Source organism: Enterobacter sp. 186315 (assembly GCF_053290175.1).
Map to the genome: position 1 here is coordinate 300,392 of NZ_JBPTTK010000003.1, position 14,120 is coordinate 314,511.

The 14,120-nt window shown below is 55.0% G+C and carries 16 protein-coding genes; 8 read left to right on the top strand and 8 right to left on the bottom strand.

What is annotated here, in order from left to right; genetic code table 11:
- Positions 1–12: 12 nt before the first annotated feature.
- Both rsmF and ACSVHP_RS05545 read left to right on the top strand, forming a co-directional pair.
- Positions 13–1,455 carry a 16S rRNA (cytosine(1407)-C(5))-methyltransferase RsmF gene (rsmF, locus tag ACSVHP_RS05540; RefSeq protein WP_447551221.1) on the top strand — a complete coding sequence of 481 codons (1,443 nt, stop codon included), beginning with the start codon at positions 13–15 and terminating at the stop codon, positions 1,453–1,455.
- 104 nt (positions 1,456–1,559) lie between these two features.
- Entirely contained in the window at positions 1,560–1,799 is a 240-nt protein-coding gene (locus tag ACSVHP_RS05545) for a YebV family protein (RefSeq protein ID WP_234674472.1), read from the top strand.
- A gap of 36 nt (positions 1,800–1,835) precedes the next feature.
- Here the strand turns inward: ACSVHP_RS05545 and pphA are convergent, their stop codons facing one another.
- Entirely contained in the window at positions 1,836–2,480 is a 645-nt protein-coding gene (gene pphA / locus ACSVHP_RS05550; RefSeq protein ID WP_447551222.1) for a protein-serine/threonine phosphatase, read from the bottom strand.
- 177 nt (positions 2,481–2,657) lie between these two features.
- Between pphA and ACSVHP_RS05555 the strand changes: the two genes are divergently transcribed.
- Positions 2,658–3,599: a VirK/YbjX family protein gene (locus ACSVHP_RS05555; protein ID WP_447551223.1), complete on the top strand. Its 942-nt coding sequence runs from the start codon at positions 2,658–2,660 to the stop codon at positions 3,597–3,599.
- 558 nt (positions 3,600–4,157) lie between these two features.
- Positions 4,158–5,186 carry a fimbrial protein gene (locus ACSVHP_RS05560; RefSeq protein WP_447551224.1) on the top strand — a complete coding sequence of 343 codons (1,029 nt, stop codon included), beginning with the start codon at positions 4,158–4,160 and terminating at the stop codon, positions 5,184–5,186.
- Between the two features lie 133 nt (positions 5,187–5,319).
- On the opposite strand, the gene ACSVHP_RS05565 is transcribed toward ACSVHP_RS05560, so the two are convergent.
- From ACSVHP_RS05565 to yobA, 4 genes are all read right to left on the bottom strand, one after another.
- A complete protein-coding gene (locus ACSVHP_RS05565) occupies positions 5,320–5,469 on the bottom strand; it encodes a hypothetical protein (protein ID WP_447551225.1) in 150 nt (49 codons plus the stop codon).
- Positions 5,470–5,876: 407 nt separating this feature from the next.
- Positions 5,877–6,215, bottom strand: coding sequence for a YebY family protein (locus ACSVHP_RS05570; RefSeq protein WP_234674463.1), 339 nt, complete (start codon positions 6,213–6,215; stop codon positions 5,877–5,879).
- 14 nt (positions 6,216–6,229) lie between these two features.
- Positions 6,230–7,102, bottom strand: a complete 873-nt coding sequence (gene copD / locus ACSVHP_RS05575; RefSeq protein ID WP_447551226.1) for a copper homeostasis membrane protein CopD — start codon at positions 7,100–7,102, stop codon at positions 6,230–6,232.
- 1 nt (position 7,103) lies between these two features.
- Positions 7,104–7,478 (bottom strand): CopC domain-containing protein YobA, encoded by a 375-nt coding sequence (gene yobA / locus ACSVHP_RS05580; protein WP_447551227.1) that lies wholly within the window; start codon positions 7,476–7,478, stop codon positions 7,104–7,106.
- A 137-nt stretch (positions 7,479–7,615) separates the two neighbouring features.
- Between yobA and ACSVHP_RS05585 the strand changes: the two genes are divergently transcribed.
- The 3 genes from ACSVHP_RS05585 to exoX all read left to right on the top strand — a co-directional run bounded on the left by ACSVHP_RS05585 (position 7,616) and on the right by exoX (position 9,294).
- A complete protein-coding gene (locus ACSVHP_RS05585; RefSeq protein ID WP_234674460.1) occupies positions 7,616–7,846 on the top strand; it encodes a DNA polymerase III subunit theta in 231 nt (76 codons plus the stop codon).
- 110 nt (positions 7,847–7,956) lie between these two features.
- Positions 7,957–8,607 (top strand): nitrilase-related carbon-nitrogen hydrolase, encoded by a 651-nt coding sequence (locus ACSVHP_RS05590; protein WP_447551228.1) that lies wholly within the window; start codon positions 7,957–7,959, stop codon positions 8,605–8,607.
- 24 nt (positions 8,608–8,631) lie between these two features.
- Positions 8,632–9,294, top strand: a complete 663-nt coding sequence (gene exoX / locus ACSVHP_RS05595) for an exodeoxyribonuclease X (RefSeq protein WP_234674458.1) — start codon at positions 8,632–8,634, stop codon at positions 9,292–9,294.
- Here exoX and ptrB read toward each other — a convergent pair.
- Together ptrB and ACSVHP_RS05605 are read right to left on the bottom strand one after the other, a co-directional pair.
- On the bottom strand, positions 9,280–11,346 hold the full coding sequence (gene ptrB / locus ACSVHP_RS05600; protein ID WP_447551229.1) for an oligopeptidase B: 2,067 nt from the start codon (positions 11,344–11,346) through the stop codon (positions 9,280–9,282). The genes exoX and ptrB overlap by 15 nt on opposite strands.
- Before the next feature lie 87 nt (positions 11,347–11,433).
- Positions 11,434–12,084, bottom strand: a complete 651-nt coding sequence (locus tag ACSVHP_RS05605) for a tellurite resistance TerB family protein (protein ID WP_447551230.1) — start codon at positions 12,082–12,084, stop codon at positions 11,434–11,436.
- A 170-nt stretch (positions 12,085–12,254) separates the two neighbouring features.
- Between ACSVHP_RS05605 and purT the strand changes: the two genes are divergently transcribed.
- Positions 12,255–13,433, top strand: a complete 1,179-nt coding sequence (gene purT / locus ACSVHP_RS05610; RefSeq protein ID WP_447551231.1) for a formate-dependent phosphoribosylglycinamide formyltransferase — start codon at positions 12,255–12,257, stop codon at positions 13,431–13,433.
- 41 nt (positions 13,434–13,474) lie between these two features.
- Here purT and kdgA read toward each other — a convergent pair whose 3' ends face one another.
- Positions 13,475–14,116 carry a bifunctional 4-hydroxy-2-oxoglutarate aldolase/2-dehydro-3-deoxy-phosphogluconate aldolase gene (gene kdgA / locus ACSVHP_RS05615; protein ID WP_014070680.1) on the bottom strand — a complete coding sequence of 214 codons (642 nt, stop codon included), beginning with the start codon at positions 14,114–14,116 and terminating at the stop codon, positions 13,475–13,477.
- Between the last annotated feature and the right edge of the window lie 4 nt (positions 14,117–14,120).

Here is a 14,120-nt window from a genome sequence, read left to right on the forward strand (position 1 = left end):
TGTGGTGTGCCCGTGGCTCAAAACTCCGTTTTTCTTCCTGAACAATTCCTGGCGCAGATGCGCGAGGCTCTCCCTTCTCACCTGTCGATGGATGATTTTATCGCCGCCTGCCAGCGTCCTTTGCGCCGCAGCATTCGCGTGAACACCCTGAAAATCAGCGTGGCCGATTTTCTGACGCTGGTGTCGCCCTATCGCTGGCAGCTGACGCCCGTTCCCTGGTGCGAAGAGGGGTTCTGGATCGAACGTGACGATGAAGAGGCCCTGCCGCTGGGCAGCACCGCCGAGCACCTGAGCGGGCTGTTCTATATTCAGGAAGCCAGCTCAATGCTGCCGGTTGCCGCGCTGTTTGCCGACGGCAACGCCCCAGACCGCGTGATGGACGTGGCCGCGGCCCCCGGTTCAAAAACCACACAAATCGCTGCCCGCATGGGCAACCAGGGCGCCATTCTCGCCAACGAGTTCTCCGCCAGCCGGGTAAAAGTGTTACATGCCAACATCAGCCGCTGCGGTATTCATAACGTTGCCCTGACCCACTTTGATGGCCGGGTGTTTGGCGCGGCGCTGCCGGAAGCCTTCGACGCCATCCTGCTGGATGCCCCCTGCTCCGGCGAGGGCGTGGTGCGTAAAGATCCGGACGCGCTGAAAAACTGGTCGGTTGAAAGCAATCTGGACATTGCCGCTACCCAGCGCGAGCTTATCGACAGCGCCTTTCACGCCCTGCGTCCCGGCGGCACGCTCGTCTACTCCACCTGCACCTTAAACCGCGACGAAAACGAAGACGTTTGCCTGTGGCTTAAGGCGCAGTACCCCGACGCCGTTGAGTTTCTGCCCCTCGACGCGCTGTTTGATTCAGCAAAAGAGGCGCTGACGCCGGAAGGCTTCCTGCACGTCTTCCCGCAAATTTTCGACTGTGAAGGCTTCTTCGTGGCCCGTCTGCGCAAAACCGCCGCCGTCGAACCGCTCCCGGCCCCCAAATTTAAAGTGGGCAATTTTCCCTTCACGCCGGTTAAAGGTCGCGAAGCAGCACAGTTGGAAGAAGCCGCCCGTAAGGTGGGGCTGTGCTGGGGTGAAAACCAGCGTCTGTGGGTGCGTGACAAAGAGATCTGGCTGTTTCCGACGGAGATAGAGCCGCTAATCGGCAAAGTACGTTTCTCCCGCATTGGGATCCGCCTTGCCGAAGTGCATAACAAAGGCTATCGCTGGCAGCACGAGGCGGTGATTGCGCTGGCAGGCGATAACAACACTTTTGCCCTGACGCATCAGGAAGCGGAAGAGTGGTATCGCGGTCGCGACGTTTATCCGCAGGAAACCCCATCGAACGATGAGGTGGTGGTGACCTATCAGGGCTACCCGCTGGGGCTGGCGAAGAAGGTCGGCTCGCGGCTGAAAAACAGCTACCCGCGCGAGCTGGTCCGCGACGGTCGTCTTTTTACCGGTAACGATCTCAGCGCCTGAAAAAAACGCACTTTTTTACTGGCGATTTCGCTCTCCTTGACTAGGCTAAAAATTGGGTGACTTTACTGGTCATACCAGATTCTTAGCGCAAACCGGAGAGCTCTATGACGAAAACCAGCGTGCGTATTGGCGCTTTTGAAATCGACGACGCAGAGTTGCGCGGCGAAACACAAGGCGATCGAACGTTAATTATTCCCTGCAAATCCGACCCGGATTTATGTATGCAACTCGATGCCTGGGACGCCGACACCAGCGTCCCGGCACTCCTTGATGGAGAACATTCCGTCCTTTACCGCGAACATTACGATAGCAAAACCGATGCCTGGGTCATGCGCCTTGCCTGATCTAAAAAGAACCCGCCCGAAGGCGGGTTATTTATTTCACTGTAGCTGCGCCAGCGTGAAATAGCCGTCAAACACCGCCCCGGTATCGATATAGTGCAGATTGTCAAAATCATAGCGCTTATCCAGCGGCGTATGGCCAAACCAGAAATGATCCGCGCCCGCAATCCCCTGCCCTTTCCCCACCATAAACCCCATCAGCCTGTTGCGATCCCACAGCACCCGGTGCGCATTGACGGGTTTGTTCCAGCAATATTCCTCAGCGGGATAATCCGCATGGGCGATAACGTTGACGCCGTTTTGACAGGTTATGTCGATAATAAGCGGCAGGTCGCGGCACGCGTTTAATAAGCGTTCTGCTTCTTTCTGTTTCGCACTCTCAAGCCTGGCAAACCAGCTGCCGCCGTTCATTGTCCAGATCGCAAAATCATTGCTGTCCAGGCTATCTAGCGCCATTTGTTCGTGATTTCCCCGTACCGCACGAAACCATTTTTCGTGGATCAGCGCGAGGCACTTCTGGCTGTCAGGGCCACGATCGATAAGATCTCCAACGGAGATCAGTAAATCCTCACGGGGATCAAAATGACGACGTTTGAGCTCATCCAATAGCCACTGATAACAGCCATGAATATCGCTCACAACCCAGACGTGACGCCAATGCGAGCCATCGATTCGTTGATACATAGCCCCTCCTTTCTGGAGTATAGCGTTCACCGCGGAGTGAGGGACAAATAGTCGCGTAAGAGTGCTGTTAACAAATCTAAACAAACAGTAAACTAATGACGAATAAACATTTCATCCGTATTCATCGCTTTTGCATGCCCCCTAAAATATGCAATGCATAAAATCTGAGGTTATTACGTGTCAAATTCGCGCCTGCAAAACGATGCCGCTCATTCGCATCGCACAACCATTATTTCCGATCTGGTGAAAGGTAAACTCGTCCCCGGCCCTATCTGGCAAAAGCGCGAGTATCGACTGAAGTTTCTGTTACGCTCTCTGCTCTTCTGGTCTTCGACCCACCGGATGCTGGAAACGCTCTCCCGCCGACGCGATTTTGATCAACTGCTGGCCTCACAGATTACCCTGCCCAGCAAAACGCACCGCCAGTATCTCATGCGTGGGATGAATGCTAACGATCGCGCCGAGGCCATCGTCAGCCATTACGAGTGGATTGATTCGCTGAAGGACGCCGGACTGGTAAGCGCGCTAACCAGCCCGCAGGAGCAATCCATCGTGCAGTTTCATGCCAAAGACGGCGTCTGTTACTCGGTCAACGCCACCAACGCCAGCAAGGCAGAGCGTGAGGGCGAAAGCACCCTATGGCTGCGCGATAACGAAAACACCCTGCTCGCCAGCCTGACCTTCAGCGTGACCCGCGAGAACGGCCAGTTCGCGCTGGTGATTGGCGGTCTGCAAGGCCCGCGCCGCAGCGTGTCGCGCGACGTCATCAAGCAGGCCACCCGCGCCTGCCACGGGCTGTTCCCCAAACGCGTACTAATGGAAGTGCTGTTCAAGCTCGCGACACTGTCGGGCGTTAAGGCCATTTATGCGGTGAGCGATGAGGGCCACGTGTTCCGCGCGCTACGCTATCGCCTGAGCAAAGGCCGTCACTTCCACGCCAGCTACGATGAGTTCTGGGAGTCTATCGACGGCAAAAAGCTGTCGTCGTTCCGCTGGCAGCTGCCGCTGCACATGGAGCGTAAATCGCTGGAAGAGATCGCCAGTAAAAAGCGCGCGGAGTATCGCCGCCGGTTTGAACTGCTTGATGAGATTGAAGCAGCCATGAAATCGCGCTTTTAATCTTTATCGGGAAAAAGATAGTTGATAAACCACTCAACATATCGTTAAAAAATGACCGAAAAGTGCTTGGATGTCAGGGCGAAAGTGTTTACATTGTTGTAACAGGCACGCACAACCTGATATGAAATTTCGAGGGTTTTTCGTGTCGAGCCTTGTAAGCCCCTGAATTATAAGGCAGATAAAAAGAGACCGAATACGATTCCTGTTTCTGCCAGCCCTTATCTGTTTTTATTAAATATCAAGTAGTTAAGGGCAAATGCGAGCAAAAATCCATCTAAAATAGTTGCAAATACGTACACTAAATTACAAACACTTATCACTTTTTTCGTGTGCATTCGTGGTTTTATCGTGGATGCGCACGCAAGATTCTTGTGTTATCAAATTATTAAATCATATAGAATAATATTCTGCACTATACCACACACCTACCTTTTCAACCTGCTAACTCATTGTTTTTGTTATATAAAAACAATAGGATTCTTCGCTGGTGATTAATTACCATAAAAATGACAAAATAATATTAGTCTTACGGACACGCCAAAATATACGAAGCAAGCAATGAAAGCCGGATTGGAAATGAAAATAATGAAAAGCATATTTTTTATTTTGTTAGCAATACCTTTTTATGCATCAGCAATTGCCACAGGCACATGCGGTACAACTACAGGTGGCGCAGGGAGTGGAATACTAACGAGTAATATAGTGCTGTCGCCCCTTGCTCCTATTGGGTCAATAATTGGAACCGAATTTACTTCAGCAACATATACTAATTCTAATCCCGGAGCAACATTGCAACCATCCAGCACTAATAAACCCCCGTACTATGTTATATTCACTATTACTAAACCAATTGTCAGCGGCGTTACATATAATGGTGCGACTGTTTATTCAACTAACACGTCAGGTGTAGGTTTCGCTATGTGGGGAGATACATACACAAGCGGCCCAAAATTTTTATTATCAAACACTACAACTGCTGGAACTTACAGCGCCGTAATACATTATGCGTATATTAAAACCGGAAATATTGACTCGATAACCGCGGCTGGCCTTTCTGTACATCCTTTTTCTACCAGAAGTCTTCAATGTCTAAATGGTTCTGGCGCAGTAATTACCTCCCCTGTTGAGGATGCTACAGGTACAGGAGTATTATTAATAGGCTCAGTAACTATACCCGCATGTGCTGTCACCAGCACTAATATTTCAGTCCCAATGGGTGATGTTAAGCGTACTACTTTTACAGGGATAGGTAGTACTTCAACAGCCCAAGGCTTCTCAATCCCCCTGTCTTGTTCTAAATCCGCCAAAGTCAGTATTTCTGTAGCCCCGGGAGCAAGCGGTGCTTTTAATGCCAGCACGGGTATTATAAACGTTGACCCTGCAACCAGTGGCGTGAAATCCACGGGGATTGGTATTCAATTGCTATATAACAATGCAGCATTGCCTCTGAATGTAGCAACAAGTGTCGGATCGGCAACTGCAGGTACATTTAATGTGCCATTATCAGCACGGTATTATCAGACTTCAAATACCGTAACCGCTGGGAGCGCAAATGGTACAGCTACTTTCGTCATGACTTATAACTAATACTTTATTCAAGGTAAAATATTTTTTCCAACTACCATCAAGGCTTAAACACAGTTAATAATGTCTGTATTCTGCATGGAATGAACATCATCAGACACCGTAACTGCCCTTTCGTGTAGTTACGGTCACCAAATTACATCACCGGATTATCGTCAAACTCCATTGTTCGCATGTCATTCATCGCGTGCAAAATCACGCCGAAAATCCCGTCGTCATCATCTGTATTTACCCGGTCCTCACGACCGTCACCGCCGAGGCTCTCCATATGTTTATGCGGGGACATCCTGAACCGCCGAAGTTCGCTCATCTATCCAAAAAATGACCGAAAAGTGCTTGGCTGTGAGGGCGAAAGTGTTTACATTGTTGTAACAGGCACGCAGAACTGATTCTGACATTTCGGGTGTTTTTCGTGTCGAGCCTTGTAAGCCCCTGAATTATAAGGCAGATAAAAAGAGACCGAATACGATTCCTGTATTCGGTCCAGGGAAATGGCTCTTGGGAGAGAGCCGTGCGCTAAAAGTTGGCATTAATGCAGGCTAAAATCGCCTGGCACTTTAAGAATAGATGACCGCGCCAGGTTTTCCAGTCCACAGCAAAAGTGGGCTGAAAAAAAGCGTAAGAGCATCATATAAACTGAAAAACCGCAGTGCTTTCACAAGCAACTGCGGTTTTTTATTGGAAACCCGATAGCTAGCAGAGCTTCCCGGCGCGCTCAATAAAGGGTGCCAGACTCATCTTATGGCCTGGGTTTGCCGGATCGTCAATCTGGATCACGCTAATGGACGTGCCGCTGCTTTTACCGCTGTCGACCTGCTGCTGCGCGGCATCGTTGAGCGGATACTGCACCAGCGTGCTCGGGTTAATGGCATACAGCGCGTGGCCAGGACGGCAGGTCAGCATCACCTCTTCACGATTAAACGCCCATTTCTCTTTACCCACCTCAAACCGACTAACCGTAATCACCTGTGGCGCAGCCAGCGCGCTTCCCGTACAGGTCAGCAGTAAAAGCGAAAGCAGTGTCTTTTTCATATGTTTTAACCTTGTCAGAAGGGTTCCCAGGTCGCGAACAGACTGACCGTTGCCAGTACCAGCGCGCCCAGCACAACCTCTGCCTGTGTCATCCTGATAAATATGTGTTGTTCTCGCCCGGCGTTTGCGCCAAAGCGTGGCACCAGAAAATACCGATTCGTCAGCGCAATTGCTACCATCATCGCCACCAGCGCACATTTGAACAACAGTAGCTGGCCGTATCCGGTCCGCCAGGGGGCGTTTAGCCCAACGATAAAGAGCCCGTTGATAATACCGGTGAGGATCACGCCCGCCACCGCATAGTGCCCCACGCGGGAGAAACGCATCATGGTGTAGATAGCCGCCGCCTGCCAGCGCCCTTTTGCGAGCGTCATGCAGTAGAGCAGTGGCAACAGCCCGCCGATCCAGGTCGCCGCACACAGCAGATGAACCGCATGGCTGGTGCGCTGCAACGCGCCCGCTACACCTTCGTTCATCGCCGCGTGACCAACGCCTGCCAGCAGCAGAAATTGCCCCATCGCCAGCAGCAGGAGCCGACGTGCGCCTCTTTGCGGGGCGATCCACGCGGCGGCGGCGGTGATAAAGGCCAGGATTATCTGCCACAGCCATACGCTACCAAACTGCGTGCCCGCGACAATCTTCCAGATATCCGGGCGCACAGCATCGCCCCAGCCGTTTCCCATTAATCCGCCCTGAAGCGCAAACATCATCAGCGCCGAAAACAGGCTGACCAGCGCGGCTATTTTTTGCTGCTGCTGAAAGCGCCGCGTCATAAGCCGTTGCAGCGCGGTGGGCGCAAGCCAGGCGCTGTAAAACGCGTTGCCGAAGATCAGCATCAGCGCGGCAAAATGCACAAATCGCAGGGCGACGTAGCTTAACGCCAGCATGTTATTTCACGCTGAAACGGTAGCTGCCCTTGGTTTTGTGGCCGTCAACAGACACCACGAGCCACTCCACGAGATACGTGCCCGCGCTAAGCGGCTGGGCCAGCGGAACGGTGACCCGCGTTTTGTCCTGCTCATCGAGCGCGATGGCGCCCGTTTTCACGGTCTGCTGCTGCCCGTCGGTCACGGTGACGCCGCTGAACGCCGGTTCGATGCCTTCGGAGAATTTCAGCGTTAACGTCTTAGGCGCCGCGGCGACCTGCGAATCAGCGGCGGGCGTTTGCTGTTTAAGATGCGCATGGGCCAGTACGGAAGGTGCCACTAGCGTTGAAACGACAAAAGCCAGCGCGCAGGCGGTACGAGTTGAGGAAAAAGCCATCACAATCATTCCTTTTTGTTATGTCTATAGGACAGAGGATAACCTTGTATAATATCCGAGTCGAGGATCATCCTGCGTCTGCTTGTCAGCGTCGTATAATCGCGGTAACGTTGCCGCCGCAAAAAAAGGAGAAGGAAATGAAGACAAATCTGGCCGCCCTTCCTCAGGACGAGATGGACAAAGTGAATGTCGATCTTGCCGCTGCGGGCGTGGCGTTTAAAGAGCGCTACAACATGCCTGTAATTGCCGAAGTGGTAGAGCGCGAACAGCCTGCCCATCTGCGCGACTGGTTTCGCGAGCGGTTAATCGCCCACCGCCTGGCCTCGGTGAATCTGTCGCGTTTACCCTGGGAACCGAAAGTTAAGTAACCTTAATCGAGTGTTACATTTCCTTACGTGCAGTGTGGCAATATAGGAATACCCTTATAAAATTAGGTGTATTCTTAACTCCCTGCGACTCTGTGTATAAGGATGTCACAATGTCTCGATGGAATATTGCTGCTGCCCAGTACGTCCGCCAGGATAGCTGTGTGGACGCGCACGTTGCGCACCATTTGCGGTTTATCGTTGAGGCCGCCCGACAGCGGTGCGATCTCCTGGTCTTTCCTGAACTCTCCCTGACCGGCCCCGGCGAGGCGAATTTGCCCGAACCGCCGAGCGATCGGCAACTCGACCCCATTCTCAACGCTACCCATCTGCACAAAATTACGGTCATTGCCGGCATCACCCTCGACGATGGCGGCGTACGGCAGAAGGGGTTAGCGCTTTTCAGCCCCTGCTCCGACACGGTGCTGCGCTATCCGCAGGGAGGTGGCGCCAGCCTTATTCCCGGCGATAAACAGCTCACCATCGTGGATACCCACGCCGACACGCCGATCCTCGACCCGATGGCTGCGCTGTTCACCAGCAGCCAGGACGTGGGCGAGCATCGCTGGCGGCAGTCTATCGGCGCGCTCCAGCGCTTTGCCCATAAATATGCCATTGCGGTGCTGATGGCGAACGCGCGCAGCGGAAGCGCGCTGTGGGATGAGAAAGGTCAGCTTATCGTTCGCGCCGATAAGGGCGAGCTGCTGCTGACCGGCTCGCGGGACCGACGGGGTTGGCAAGGCGATATCATTCCATTAGGCTAAGCGTTTTATGGTCAGGAGCGATTAATGCTGCGCGTCATCGATACCGAAACTTGCGATCTTCAGGGCGGAATAGTGGAAGTGGCCTCTGTGGACGTGGTTGACGGAAAAATAGTCAACCCCATGAGCCATCTCGTGCGCCCGGATCGCCCTATCAGCCCGCAGGCGATGGCGATCCACCGCATTACGGAATCAATGGTGGCGGATAAGCCGTGGATTGAAGAGGTGATCCCGCACTATTACGGCAGCACCTGGTACGTGGCCCATAACGCCAGCTTTGACCGCCGCGTGTTGCCTGAAATGCCCGGCGAGTGGATCTGCACCATGAAGCTGGCCCGCCGCCTGTGGCCGGGGATTAAATACAGCAACATGGCGCTGTACAAATCCCGCAAGCTCAGCGTTAAAACCCCGGAAGGGCTGCATCATCACCGCGCCCTGTACGACTGCTACATCACAGCGGCGCTGCTGATCGATATCATGAATACGTCGGGCTGGACGCCGGATGACATGGCGACGATTACCGGCCGCCCTGCGCTGATGACGACCTTCACCTTCGGCAAATATCGCGGCAAGGCGGTGTCAGAAATTGCGGATAAAGATCCGGGCTATCTGCGCTGGCTGTATAACAACCTTGACAGAATGAGCCCGGAGCTGCGGCTAACGCTTAAGCACTATTTAGGCGACGCCTGAGGATGTGCCTGGCAGCGTACCCTGCGCCAGGCCAATCAAAAAGGCATACTCCAGCGCCACCCCTTCGTAGGATTTAAAACGCCCGGATTTCCCGCCGTGCCCGGAATCCATATCAGTGCAAAGCAGCAGCAGATTATCGTCGGTTTTCAGCTCGCGCAGTTTGGCCACCCATTTAGCCGGCTCCCAGTACTGCACCTGGGAATCATGCAGCCCGGTCGTCACCAGCAGGTGCGGATAGGCTTTCGCTTCGACGTTATCGTACGGGCTGTACTCCTTCATATAGCGATAATAAGTTTCGTCCTGCGGATTCCCCCACTCTTCAAACTCACCCGTGGTGAGCGGAATGGACTCATCGAGCATGGTGGTCAGCACGTCAACAAAGGGCACCTGCGCGACGATCCCTTTAAAGAGCTCAGGACGCTGGTTGATGACCGTACCCATCAGCATCCCCCCCGCGCTGCCGCCCATGCCGAAGCAGAGCTGCGGGTCGCCGTAGCCCTGGGCAATCAGCGCATCGCAGACGTCGATGTAGTCATTAAAGGTGTTTTTCTTCTTGAGGAATTTCCCCTCTTCGTACCAGTGATGGCCTAGTTCGCCGCCGCCGCGAATATGGGCGATCGCAAAGACGAAACCGCGATCGAGAAGGCTCAGCCTGCTGCTGCTGAAGTCCGCATCCATGCTGGAGCCGTACGAGCCATAGCCGTACACCAGCAGCGGATTTTTGCCCTTGCGGAAATGCTCCTTACGGTAAACCAGCGATACCGGCACCTCCACACCGTCGCGCGCCTTAATCCACAGATGCTCGCTGCGGTAATTCTCCGAATCAAAACCGCTCACCTCCGCCTGTTTGATCACCTGCCGCTGTCCGGTGTCCATATCCAGTTCAAACAGCGTGTCCGGGGTGGTCATAGAGGAGTAGCCGTAGCGCAGGCGCGACGACTCCGGCTCAGGGTTGAAGCCTATCCACGTCACGTAGGCCGGATCGTCAAAGGCGATTCCCGTGACTTCGCGGGTTTTACGGTTGATTTGCCGCAGGCTGGTCAGCCCGCGCTGGCGCTCCTCCACCACCAGCCAGTCGGTGAAGAGGGTAAAGCCTTCGAGCATCACCTGGTCGCGGGCGGGAATGAGCACTTCCCATTTCCGCTCGTCGCGCACCTTGGTTTTATACAGCCCGAAGTTTTTCCCCTCGCGGTTAGAGCGCAGGTAAAAGCTGTGCTGGAAGTGGTCCAGGCTGTATTCGTGATCTTTTCGGCGCGGCAGGAAGCAGAGCGGCTGCGCGTCGGGAAGCTCCGCGTCCAGCAGCAGCACTTCAGAGGTGGTCGCGCTGGCGAGAAAGATAATCACGTAGTGGCGCGAGGTGGTTTTATGCAGGCTGACGTAGAAGGTTTCGTCTTTCTCTTCGTACACCAGCTCGTCCTGTTCGGACGAAGTGCCGACGGTATGTCGCCAGACCTGATAGGGCAGCAGCGTCGAGGCGTGCTTTTTGACGTAATAGACCGTTTCGGAATCATTTCCCCAGACGAAGTCCGGGGAGACGTTTACCAGGGTTTCCGGATACCAGTTGCCGCTTTCCAGATTACGGAACCGCAGGCCGTACTGACGGCGTGAGAGATAATCTTCCGCCAGCGCCATAATCGCGTTATCCGGGGAGATCGACATGCCGCCAAGCGTGTAGAACTCGCTGTGGGCCGCGCGCTGGTTCGCATCCAGCAGAATGTCCCAGTCGTCCCATTCGGCGCTCAGAACGGACTGGCGCTGATAAACGGGGTATTCGTTTCCCGGCTCGTAAATATGCCGGTAGCGATAGCCGTTTTTAGTCCACGGGGCAGAGATATCGCGCTGGGGGATGCGGCTCACCATCTCCGATAACAGGCGATCCTGAAGCGCCTGCTGGCTGGCCATGACCTTTCGGCCATAGTCATTTTCCTGATGGAGATAATCCAGCACCTCTGGCCGGGAACGCGAGTCGTCCCGCAGCCAGTAGTAGTTGTCTATGCGCGTATCGCCATGGGTAGTAATGGCGTACGGTTTTCGTTCCGCTTTTGGTGACATGTTCGTTATTCGTTTTGGTTTTACACCTTATAAGGTTGGCAAAACACGCGCATGATGCAAGCGAAACATCGTCACTCTCTGTGCAATCTACCCTTTTAATGCCTGTTTTTGCTGCTTAATGTCCTGTTCGATACCCTCGCGCACCTCTTGCGGAATTTTCAGCGCATCGCCTAAGGCATTCAGATAGCTACGCTCCATAAAGTGATCGATATCGACCGCCGCACAGCTCAGGAAGTACAGCTCCAGCGCCTCCTCCTCGTTTTTTACGCTCTCGGCCAGACGCTGTGGATCGAGCGGCTGCTCGATGGCCTGCGCCACCAGCGCTCTGCCCTGCTCCTCTACGCCTGCCTCACTAAGCTGCTGCTCGATGGCGGAACGTTCTTTATCGTCGATATGACCATCGCTTTTCGCGGCAAAGACCAGGGCAAGGATCAGCCGCTCCGTACGCAGATCCATCGGGGAAACCTGCTGTCCGTACTGCGGCTCATCCTGATGGGCGGAGCGGATCTTGTCCTTGTATTTGTTCCACAGCACCGTTCCGGCAACGGCCCCGCCGCCCGCCAGCAGCGCGCCGGTGCCATATTTCGCGAGCAGCTTGCGCGAGGATTTATTCGCCACCAGCAGGCCCGCCAGCCCGCCTAACGCCCCCGGCACCAGCAGTTTGCTCAGCCCCTGCTCGCCGGATGATGCGCTTTTTTGGCTCAACATGGATTGCAATTGATTTAACCAGCCTGACATGATTTTCCTCACTTAACGGTGGACACTTTCCCAAGCCTAAGCGAGCGGGCGTCAGGAAACGTCTGGCTGCGCTAAAGAAGCGCAAATTCCGCCTCGCCTCTTTCAGCCTGAGTGAAGACAGACGCAAACGTTTTCGTTTATACTGCGCGCAACTTTTTCAGGGGGATGTTATGACTCGTTTAGGAACCGCGCTGCGTCCGGCAGCCACTCGCGTAATGCTGCTTGGCTCGGGGGAGCTGGGCAAAGAGGTAGCCATTGAATGTCAGCGTTTAGGCGTTGAGGTGATCGCTGTGGATCGTTATCCCGACGCGCCCGCCATGCATGTAGCCCATCGCGCGCACGTCATTAATATGCTGGACGGCGATGCCCTGCGCGCGCTGATTGCCGAGGAAAAGCCCGATTTCGTGGTCCCCGAGATCGAAGCCATCGCTACCGACACCCTGATTGCCCTTGAGCAGGAAGGCCAGCGCGTGGTGCCGTGCGCCAACGCCGCGAAGCTCACCATGAACCGCGAAGGCATTCGTCGCCTGGCAGCGGAAGAGCTCTCCCTTCCAACCTCCAGCTACCGGTTTGCCGACAGCAAAGCGACGTTTCTTCAGGCCGTGGAAGAGATTGGCTACCCGTGCATCATTAAGCCGGTTATGAGCTCTTCCGGTAAGGGTCAGAGCTTTATCCGCGACGGCGCCACCCTCGACAGGGCCTGGGATTACGCCCAACAGGGCGGTCGTGCAGGCGCGGGTCGCGTGATTGTAGAAGGCGTGGTGAAGTTTGATTTCGAAATTACCCTGCTGACGGTCAGCGCCGTCGACGGCGTGCATTTCTGCGACGCCATCGGCCATCGACAGGAAGACGGCGACTACCGTGAATCCTGGCAGCCGCAGCAGATGAGCGCGCTGGCGCTGGAACGCGCGCAGGCGATCGCCCGTAAGGTGGTGCTGGCGCTGGGCGGTTATGGCCTGTTCGGCGTGGAGCTGTTTGTGTGCGGTGACGAGGTGATTTTCAGCGAAGTCTCCCCTCGCCCGCACGATACCGGCATGGTGACGCTGATTTCTCAGGATCTCTCCGAGTTCGCCCTGCACGTGCGCGCCTTCCTCGGCCTGCCGGTTGGCGGCATTCGCCAGCATGGCCCGGCGGCATCGGCGGTGATCCTGCCGCAGCTAACTAGCCAGAACGTCACTTTCGATAATGTCGAAGGGGCGGTGGGCGCAGGGTTACAGGTGCGTCTGTTCGGTAAACCGGAGATCGACGGCACGCGTCGTCTGGGCGTGGCGTTAGCCACCGGGGATAACGTGGATGATGCGGTAGCGAGAGCGAAAGCCGCCGCCGCGAACGTGAAGGTTTCAGGATAAAAAAAGCGGGCCAGATGGCCCGCTTCTCATTCTGCTAAGACTTACTGCTTCGCGCCTTCAACCGCTTCGCGAGCCAGTTTAGTGATGCGATCCCAGTCGCCCGCTTCCAGCGCATCCGCCGGAACCAGCCAGGAGCCGCCGATGCACAGCACGCTTTTCAGCGCCAGGTAATCGCGGTAGTTCGCTGGAGAGATGCCGCCGGTCGGGCAGAAACGAACCTGAGAGAATGGACCCGCAATCGCCTGCAACGCTTTGGTACCGCCGTTCGCTTCAGCCGGGAAGAATTTGAACTCTTTCAGGCCGTAGTCCATACCCAGCATCAGTTCAGACACGGTGCTGATGCCCGGGATCAGAGGAATAGTCCCTTCGGTTGCCGCTTTCAGCAGAGGCTCGGTCAGGCCCGGGCTGATGGCGAACTGCGCGCCCGCTTCGGTCACGTCGGCCAGCTGCTGAGGATTCAGAACCGTACCCGCACCGATAATCGCTTCCGGCACTTCTTTGGCGATGGCGCGGATCGCGTCCATTGCACACGCGGTACGCAGGGTCACTTCCAGAACGCGAACGCCGCCGGCAACCAGCGCTTTTGCCATCGGCACAGCGTGTTCCAGTTTGTTCACTACGATAACCGGCACGACAGGGCCAGTTTTCAGGATTGCTTCTGCACTTGTTTTCCAGTTTTTCATCAGA

Bases quoted from the DNA above. Each gene is read 5' to 3' on its own strand.
- ACSVHP_RS05545 (WP_234674472.1), top strand. From the start codon at position 1,560: ATGACGAAAACCAGCGTGCGTATTGGCGCTTTTGAAATCGACGACGCA.
- pphA (WP_447551222.1), bottom strand. From the start codon at position 2,480: ATGTATCAACGAATCGATGGCTCGCATTGGCGTCACGTCTGGGTTGTG.
- ACSVHP_RS05560 (WP_447551224.1), top strand. From the start codon at position 4,158: ATGAAAGCCGGATTGGAAATGAAAATAATGAAAAGCATATTTTTTATT.
- ACSVHP_RS05565 (WP_447551225.1), bottom strand. From the start codon at position 5,469: ATGTCCCCGCATAAACATATGGAGAGCCTCGGCGGTGACGGTCGTGAG.
- ACSVHP_RS05570 (WP_234674463.1), bottom strand. From the start codon at position 6,215: ATGAAAAAGACACTGCTTTCGCTTTTACTGCTGACCTGTACGGGAAGC.
- copD (WP_447551226.1), bottom strand. From the start codon at position 7,102: ATGCTGGCGTTAAGCTACGTCGCCCTGCGATTTGTGCATTTTGCCGCG.
- yobA (WP_447551227.1), bottom strand. From the start codon at position 7,478: ATGGCTTTTTCCTCAACTCGTACCGCCTGCGCGCTGGCTTTTGTCGTT.
- ACSVHP_RS05585 (WP_234674460.1), top strand. From the start codon at position 7,616: ATGAAGACAAATCTGGCCGCCCTTCCTCAGGACGAGATGGACAAAGTG.
- ACSVHP_RS05590 (WP_447551228.1), top strand. From the start codon at position 7,957: ATGTCTCGATGGAATATTGCTGCTGCCCAGTACGTCCGCCAGGATAGC.
- exoX (WP_234674458.1), top strand. From the start codon at position 8,632: ATGCTGCGCGTCATCGATACCGAAACTTGCGATCTTCAGGGCGGAATA.
- ptrB (WP_447551229.1), bottom strand. From the start codon at position 11,346: ATGTCACCAAAAGCGGAACGAAAACCGTACGCCATTACTACCCATGGC.
- ACSVHP_RS05605 (WP_447551230.1), bottom strand. From the start codon at position 12,084: ATGTCAGGCTGGTTAAATCAATTGCAATCCATGTTGAGCCAAAAAAGC.
- purT (WP_447551231.1), top strand. From the start codon at position 12,255: ATGACTCGTTTAGGAACCGCGCTGCGTCCGGCAGCCACTCGCGTAATG.
- kdgA (WP_014070680.1), bottom strand. From the start codon at position 14,116: ATGAAAAACTGGAAAACAAGTGCAGAAGCAATCCTGAAAACTGGCCCT.